General features: G+C 49.9%; 11 protein-coding genes. 10 read left to right on the top strand and 1 reads right to left on the bottom strand.

Translation table 11 applies throughout. The features are described 5' to 3' along the window. From tuf to bfr, 3 genes are all read left to right on the top strand, one after another. On the top strand, positions 1-1,041 hold a 1,041-nt coding region (gene tuf / locus OGY08_RS01890), incomplete at its 5' end, for an elongation factor Tu (protein WP_058842576.1). 185 nt (positions 1,042-1,226) lie between these two features. Continuing rightward, the gene (bfd, locus tag OGY08_RS01885; protein WP_003031111.1) at positions 1,227-1,421 is read left to right on the top strand and encodes a bacterioferritin-associated ferredoxin; all 195 of its coding nucleotides are present in this window, start codon (positions 1,227-1,229) and stop codon (positions 1,419-1,421) included. A gap of 71 nt (positions 1,422-1,492) precedes the next feature. Further along, entirely contained in the window at positions 1,493-1,969 is a 477-nt protein-coding gene (gene bfr, locus OGY08_RS01880) for a bacterioferritin (RefSeq protein WP_003827773.1), read from the top strand. On the opposite strand, the gene OGY08_RS01875 is transcribed toward bfr, so the two are convergent. Then, positions 1,966-2,433: a prepilin peptidase gene (locus OGY08_RS01875; protein WP_125363751.1), complete on the bottom strand. Its 468-nt coding sequence runs from the start codon at positions 2,431-2,433 to the stop codon at positions 1,966-1,968. The two genes, bfr and OGY08_RS01875, sit on opposite strands and share 4 nt — an antisense overlap. 379 nt (positions 2,434-2,812) lie before the next feature. Between OGY08_RS01875 and rpsJ the strand changes: the two genes are divergently transcribed. From rpsJ to rplV, 7 genes are read left to right on the top strand one after another with little or no spacing between them, the layout of a single operon-like run. Then, positions 2,813-3,124 (top strand): 30S ribosomal protein S10, encoded by a 312-nt coding sequence (gene rpsJ / locus OGY08_RS01870; protein WP_001181005.1) that lies wholly within the window; start codon positions 2,813-2,815, stop codon positions 3,122-3,124. Between the two features lie 32 nt (positions 3,125-3,156). Then, positions 3,157-3,786, top strand: a complete 630-nt coding sequence (rplC, locus tag OGY08_RS01865; protein ID WP_003031117.1) for a 50S ribosomal protein L3 — start codon at positions 3,157-3,159, stop codon at positions 3,784-3,786. Positions 3,787-3,796: 10 nt separating this feature from the next. Continuing rightward, positions 3,797-4,402, top strand: a complete 606-nt coding sequence (gene rplD, locus OGY08_RS01860) for a 50S ribosomal protein L4 (protein ID WP_003031119.1) — start codon at positions 3,797-3,799, stop codon at positions 4,400-4,402. Beyond that, positions 4,399-4,701, top strand: coding sequence for a 50S ribosomal protein L23 (rplW, locus tag OGY08_RS01855; RefSeq protein ID WP_000617546.1), 303 nt, complete (start codon positions 4,399-4,401; stop codon positions 4,699-4,701). The genes rplD and rplW overlap by 4 nt, the downstream gene beginning before the upstream one ends. 17 nt (positions 4,702-4,718) lie before the next feature. Beyond that, complete coding sequence (gene rplB / locus OGY08_RS01850; protein ID WP_000301869.1) at positions 4,719-5,540, top strand: 50S ribosomal protein L2; 822 nt, start codon at positions 4,719-4,721, stop codon at positions 5,538-5,540. Positions 5,541-5,556: 16 nt separating this feature from the next. Beyond that, on the top strand, positions 5,557-5,835 hold the full coding sequence (gene rpsS / locus OGY08_RS01845) for a 30S ribosomal protein S19 (RefSeq protein ID WP_001138115.1): 279 nt from the start codon (positions 5,557-5,559) through the stop codon (positions 5,833-5,835). Between the two features lie 14 nt (positions 5,836-5,849). Further along, on the top strand, positions 5,850-6,182 hold the full coding sequence (rplV, locus tag OGY08_RS01840; RefSeq protein WP_000448832.1) for a 50S ribosomal protein L22: 333 nt from the start codon (positions 5,850-5,852) through the stop codon (positions 6,180-6,182).

Genomic DNA, 6,182 nt, shown 5'->3' with positions numbered 1-6,182 from the left:
CAGATCGATAACGCGCCGGAAGAAAAAGCTCGTGGTATCACCATCAACACTTCTCACGTTGAATATGACACCCCGACTCGCCACTACGCACACGTAGACTGCCCGGGCCACGCCGACTATGTTAAAAACATGATCACCGGTGCTGCGCAGATGGACGGCGCGATCCTGGTTGTTGCTGCGACTGACGGCCCGATGCCGCAGACTCGTGAGCACATCCTGCTGGGTCGTCAGGTAGGCGTTCCGTACATCATCGTGTTCCTGAACAAATGCGACATGGTTGATGACGAAGAGCTGCTGGAACTGGTAGAAATGGAAGTTCGTGAACTTCTGTCTCAGTACGATTTCCCGGGCGACGACACTCCGATTGTTCGTGGTTCTGCTCTGAAAGCGCTGGAAGGCGAAGCAGAGTGGGAAGCGAAAATCATCGAACTGGCTGGCTTCCTGGATTCTTACATCCCAGAACCAGAGCGTGCGATTGACAAGCCGTTCCTGCTGCCTATCGAAGACGTATTCTCCATCTCCGGTCGTGGTACCGTTGTTACCGGTCGTGTAGAGCGCGGTATCATCAAAGTTGGTGAAGAAGTTGAAATCGTTGGTATCAAAGAGACTGCTAAGTCTACCTGTACTGGCGTTGAAATGTTCCGCAAACTGCTGGACGAAGGCCGTGCTGGTGAGAACGTTGGTGTTCTGCTGCGTGGTATCAAACGTGAAGAAATCGAACGTGGTCAGGTACTGGCTAAGCCGGGCTCTATCAAGCCGCACACCAAGTTCGAATCTGAAGTGTACATTCTGTCCAAAGACGAAGGCGGCCGTCATACTCCGTTCTTCAAAGGCTACCGTCCGCAGTTCTACTTCCGTACTACTGACGTGACTGGTACCATCGAACTGCCGGAAGGCGTAGAGATGGTAATGCCGGGCGACAACATCAAAATGGTTGTTACCCTGATCCACCCGATCGCGATGGACGACGGTCTGCGTTTCGCAATCCGTGAAGGCGGCCGTACTGTTGGTGCGGGCGTTGTTGCTAAAGTAATGAGCTAATTATTGATTAATTAGCTTTGAGCTTAAAAAGGGCGCTTCGGCGCCCTTTTTGCTACCTGCAATTTAGTCGTTGTCATATTTATTCGCATTTTTTATTCATTCTCCCGCTGCGTAAATCGCGTTGTGCTATTGTAATCATAACTATTCTCATTTACACTTTGCGCAGAAATTGAACGGGAGCGATCATGTACGTTTGTTTGTGTAATGCGATAAGTGATAAAAAAATACGTCAGGCTGTTCGCCAGTTTCATCCTCAGTCTTTTCAGCAATTACGTAAATTTATTCCTGTTGGAAATCAATGCGGTAAGTGCATTCGTGCTGCCCGCGAAGTCATGCAGGATGAATTAACGCAAATGCCAGAATTTAAAGAGATCGCCTAAGTCACACTCTTTTTTTTGACATCCCTGTAGCCCCATCTACGCTCTAAGAGTGGAAGCGGAGGGACTATAAAATGAAAGGTGATGTTAAAATCATAAATTATCTCAATAAACTATTGGGAAATGAGCTTGTCGCGATCAACCAGTATTTTCTCCATGCTCGTATGTTTAAAAACTGGGGACTGACTCGCCTCAATGATGTTGAGTACCATGAATCTATCGATGAGATGAAACACGCTGATAAATATATCGAGCGTATTTTATTCTTAGAAGGGATCCCGAACTTGCAGGATCTTGGCAAGTTGGGTATTGGCGAAGACGTTGAAGAGATGCTGCAATCCGATCTTCGACTCGAACTCGATGGTGCTAAAGACTTACGTGAAGCCATTGCCTATGCCGATAGCGTTCATGATTATGTCAGCCGGGATATGATGATTGAGATCCTGACTGAAGAAGAAGGGCATATTGACTGGCTCGAAACCGAGCTGGACCTGATTGCAAAACTTGGCTTACAAAATTATCTGCAATCGCAAATTAAAGTCAGTGACTAACCGCCCTGTATCATACTTACCAGGCCAATAACAAAACCCGCAGCCGCCAGATATGGCCCAAATGGCAGCGGGTTTTTTAGTACCTGTTTCCCGTAACGGATGCAGGAAATCCCGGTGAGGCAACATGCCATACCCGCGGCAAGTAAAACCAAAAGTGGTAATGATTCCCAGCGATGCCATGCGCCTAGCGCGGCAAGAAATTTGACATCACCAAAGCCTAACCCTTCCTGTCGACATATCAAACGATACCCCCAGTAGAACAAAGCAAATACCCCATAGCCCGCTACAGCACCCCAAAGCGCGTCGGATAACTGTGCAGGTCTGCAGCATTGATGATAAATAAGACCGCCCCACAAAAGAGGGCAGGTAAATTTGTCGGGCAGTAACCCGGTACGTAGGTCATGGACTAAGAGCAACCCTGATAGCGAAACATAAATCAACAGAAAGGGGAGGTCGATGTACATGGGCAAGCCTTATCTGGTAAAGAGTTTACCTTCAGGTAAACCCGGCGGCCCTACAAGCCCGGGATGTGGGTTATGGATGCTCTCTTCCACGGAAAACGCGTTGCACCACAGGACATACAATCAGAGTGGAAGGAGCGCCGCATTTGTGAACGAGTGATTAATTTCTACGCGGCACTTGCTTAAGACTGAGATTTACGTATAATGCGCGGGCTTGTCTAATATTGACAGCGGTTCGATATGAGCCACCGGTACTGCGAAAGCAATACCAGACAATGTTCCCAATCGGGGAACTCTGTAAGAACGGTTACACTCTCCCATCAATCGTAATGGGTTTGAGGAGTAACTATTTCGTCTATAAAATAATTGGAGCTCTGGTCTCATGCAGAACCAAAGAATCCGTATCCGTTTGAAAGCGTTTGATCATCGTCTGATCGATCAATCAACCGCGGAAATCGTCGAGACTGCCAAGCGCACTGGTGCGCAGGTTCGTGGTCCGATCCCGCTGCCGACCCGCAAAGAGCGTTTCACCGTTCTGATCTCCCCGCACGTCAACAAAGACGCGCGTGATCAGTACGAGATCCGTACTCACAAGCGTCTGGTTGACATCGTTGAGCCAACTGAAAAAACCGTTGATGCTCTGATGCGTCTGGACCTGGCTGCCGGTGTAGACGTGCAGATCAGCCTGGGTTAATCAGGTCATCGAGCGATTGAGAGGTTGATACAATGATTGGTTTAGTCGGTAAAAAAGTGGGTATGACCCGCATCTTCACTGAAGATGGCGTATCTATCCCAGTAACCGTTATCGAAGTTGAAGCAAACCGCGTTACTCAGGTTAAAGATCTGGCTAACGATGGCTATCGCGCTGTTCAGGTTACCACCGGTGCTAAAAAAGCTAACCGCGTAACTAAGCCGGAAGCTGGCCACTTTGCTAAAGCTGGCGTAGAAGCTGGCCGCGGCCTGTGGGAATTCCGTCTGGCAGATGGTGAAGAATACACCGTTGGTCAGAACATTAGCGTTGAACTGTTTGCTGACGTTAAAAAAGTTGACGTAACCGGTACCTCTAAAGGTAAAGGTTTCGCTGGTACCGTTAAGCGCTGGAACTTCCGTACCCAGGACGCTACTCACGGTAACTCCTTGTCTCACCGCGTTCCGGGTTCTATCGGTCAGAACCAGACTCCGGGCAAAGTGTTCAAAGGCAAGAAAATGGCAGGTCAGCTGGGCAACGAACGTGTAACCGTTCAGAGCCTGGACGTAGTACGTGTTGACGCTGAGCGCAACCTGCTGCTGGTTAAAGGTGGTGTTCCGGGTGCGACCGGTTGCGACCTGATCGTTAAACCAGCTGTGAAGGCGTAAGGGGATAGCAATGGAATTAGTATTGAAAGACGCGCAGAGCGCGCTGACTGTTTCCGAAACTACCTTCGGTCGTGATTTCAACGAAGCGCTGGTTCACCAGGTTGTTGTTGCTTATGCAGCTGGTGCTCGTCAGGGTACTCGTGCTCAGAAGACTCGTGCTGAAGTAACTGGTTCAGGCAAAAAGCCGTGGCGCCAGAAAGGTACCGGCCGTGCGCGTTCAGGTTCTATCAAGAGCCCGATCTGGCGTTCAGGTGGCGTGACCTTCGCTGCTCGTCCACAGGACCACAGTCAAAAAGTTAACAAAAAGATGTACCGCGGCGCGCTGAAAAGCATTCTGTCCGAACTGGTACGTCAGGATCGTCTGATCGTTGTCGAATCATTCTCTGTAGAAGCGCCTAAAACTAAGCTGCTGGCACAGAAACTGAAAGACATGGCTCTGGAAGATGTGCTGATCATCACCGGTGAGCTGGACGAAAACCTGTTCCTGGCTGCGCGCAACCTGCACAAGGTTGACGTACGCGATGCAACTGGTATCGACCCGGTTAGCCTGATCGCCTTCGACAAAGTCGTAATGACTGCTGATGCTGTTAAGCAAGTTGAGGAGATGCTGGCATGATTCGTGAAGAACGTCTGCTGAAAGTGCTGCGCGCACCGCACGTTTCTGAAAAAGCGTCTACTGCGATGGAAAAAACTAACACCATCGTTCTCAAAGTTGCTAAAGACGCGACCAAAGCAGAAATCAAAGCTGCTGTGCAGAAACTGTTTGAAGTCGAAGTCGAAGTCGTTAACACCCTGGTAGTTAAAGGGAAAGTTAAACGTCACGGACAGCGTATCGGTCGTCGTAGCGACTGGAAAAAAGCTTACGTCACCCTGAAGGAAGGCCAGAATCTGGACTTCGTCGGCGGCGCTGAGTAAGTCGGAGGAGTAATACAATGGCAGTTGTTAAATGTAAACCGACATCTCCGGGTCGTCGCCACGTTGTTAAAGTGGTCAACCCAGAGCTGCACAAGGGCAAACCTTTTGCTCCGCTGGTTGAAAAAAACAGCAAATCCGGTGGTCGTAACAACAATGGCCGCATCACCACTCGTCACATCGGTGGTGGTCACAAGCAGGCTTATCGTATTGTTGACTTCAAACGCAACAAAGACGGTATCCCGGCAGTTGTTGAACGTCTTGAGTACGATCCGAACCGCTCCGCGAACATCGCGCTGGTTCTGTACAAAGACGGTGAACGCCGTTACATCCTGGCCCCTAAAGGCCTGAAAGCTGGCGACCAGATTCAGTCTGGCGTTGATGCTGCAATCAAAGCAGGTAACACCCTGCCGATGCGCAATATCCCGGTTGGTTCTACCGTTCATAACGTAGAAATGAAACCAGGTAAAGGCGGTCAGCTGGCACGTTCCGCTGGTACTTACGTTCAGATCGTTGCTCGTGATGGTGCTTATGTCACCCTGCGTCTGCGTTCTGGTGAAATGCGTAAAGTCGAAGCAGACTGCCGTGCAACTCTGGGCGAAGTTGGCAATGCTGAGCATATGCTGCGCGTTCTGGGTAAAGCAGGTGCTGCACGCTGGCGTGGTGTTCGTCCTACCGTTCGCGGTACTGCGATGAACCCAGTCGACCACCCACATGGTGGTGGTGAAGGTCGTAACTTTGGTAAGCACCCGGTAACTCCGTGGGGCGTTCAGACCAAAGGTAAGAAGACCCGCAGCAACAAGCGTACTGATAAATTCATCGTACGTCGCCGTAGCAAATAATTTTAGAGGATAAGCCATGCCACGTTCTCTCAAGAAAGGTCCTTTTATTGACCTGCACTTGCTGAAGAAGGTAGAGAAAGCGGTGGAAAGCGGAGACAAGAAGCCCCTGCGCACTTGGTCCCGTCGTTCAACGATCTTTCCTAACATGATCGGTTTGACCATCGCTGTCCATAATGGTCGTCAGCACGTTCCGGTATTTGTTTCCGACGAAATGGTCGGTCACAAACTGGGTGAATTCGCACCGACTCGTACTTATCGCGGCCACGCTGCTGATAAAAAAGCGAAGAAGAAATAAGGTAGGAGGAAGAGATGGAAACTTTAGCTCAACATCGCCATGCTCGTTCTTCTGCTCAGAAGGTTCGCCTTGTTGCAGACCTGATTCGCGGTAAGAAAGTGTCGCAGGCTCTGGATATTCTGACCTACACCAATAAGAAAGCGGCTGTACTGGTTAAGAAAGTCCTGGAATCTGCCATTGCTAACGCTGAACACAACGATGGCGCTGACATTGACGATCTGAAAGTTACGAAAATTTTCGTAGACGAAGGCCCGAGCATGAAGCGCATTATGCCGCGTGCAAAAGGTCGTGCAGATCGCATCCTGAAGCGCACCAGCCACATTACTGTGGTTGTGTCCGATCGCTGA

Source organism: Citrobacter sp. Cpo069, from assembly GCF_030332785.1.
Classification (GTDB): domain Bacteria; phylum Pseudomonadota; class Gammaproteobacteria; order Enterobacterales; family Enterobacteriaceae; genus Citrobacter; species Citrobacter portucalensis.
Note: the sequence above shows the minus strand (reverse complement) of the source record. Positions and strands in the feature narration are given on the sequence as shown.

Coding starts and splice junctions, on each gene's coding strand:
- bfd (WP_003031111.1), top strand. CDS start 1,227: ATGTACGTTTGTTTGTGTAATGCGATAAGTGATAAAAAAATACGTCAG.
- bfr (WP_003827773.1), top strand. CDS start 1,493: ATGAAAGGTGATGTTAAAATCATAAATTATCTCAATAAACTATTGGGA.
- OGY08_RS01875 (WP_125363751.1), bottom strand. CDS start 2,433: ATGTACATCGACCTCCCCTTTCTGTTGATTTATGTTTCGCTATCAGGG.
- rpsJ (WP_001181005.1), top strand. CDS start 2,813: ATGCAGAACCAAAGAATCCGTATCCGTTTGAAAGCGTTTGATCATCGT.
- rplC (WP_003031117.1), top strand. CDS start 3,157: ATGATTGGTTTAGTCGGTAAAAAAGTGGGTATGACCCGCATCTTCACT.
- rplD (WP_003031119.1), top strand. CDS start 3,797: ATGGAATTAGTATTGAAAGACGCGCAGAGCGCGCTGACTGTTTCCGAA.
- rplW (WP_000617546.1), top strand. CDS start 4,399: ATGATTCGTGAAGAACGTCTGCTGAAAGTGCTGCGCGCACCGCACGTT.
- rplB (WP_000301869.1), top strand. CDS start 4,719: ATGGCAGTTGTTAAATGTAAACCGACATCTCCGGGTCGTCGCCACGTT.
- rpsS (WP_001138115.1), top strand. CDS start 5,557: ATGCCACGTTCTCTCAAGAAAGGTCCTTTTATTGACCTGCACTTGCTG.
- rplV (WP_000448832.1), top strand. CDS start 5,850: ATGGAAACTTTAGCTCAACATCGCCATGCTCGTTCTTCTGCTCAGAAG.